The following is a 301-nucleotide window of genomic DNA, read 5'->3' as shown; positions in this document are numbered from 1 at the left end:
CGACAGGTAGAAACGAGAAGAACCAGCATCCCCCTGACGACCAGAACGACCGCGCAGCTGGTTATCGATACGACGGGATTCGTGACGTTCAGTACCGATGATATGCAGGCCACCTGCTGCCAGTACCGCATCGTGACGTACCTGCCAGTCGGCTTTAATTTTTTCAATTTGCTCTGCAGTCGGATTTTCCAGCGCGGCAACTTCTGCCTGCCAGCTACCACCGAGCACAATATCGGTACCACGACCCGCCATGTTGGTCGCGATAGTCACCGCAGCCGGATAACCTGCCTGAGCAACAATC

At 55.5% G+C, this 301-nt stretch carries 1 protein-coding gene; it reads right to left on the bottom strand.

Features of this window, described 5'->3' with window-relative positions; genetic code table 11:
- A partial coding sequence (locus LZP73_RS19940; protein WP_442800778.1) for a preprotein translocase subunit SecA occupies positions 1 to 301 on the bottom strand: 301 nt, incomplete at both ends.

It is taken from the genome of Shewanella sp. AS16 (assembly GCF_021412365.1).
Lineage (GTDB): Bacteria > Pseudomonadota > Gammaproteobacteria > Enterobacterales > Shewanellaceae > Shewanella > Shewanella salipaludis.
The sequence above is the reverse complement of the archived record's forward strand: the minus strand, read 5'-3'. Positions and strand labels throughout refer to the sequence as shown.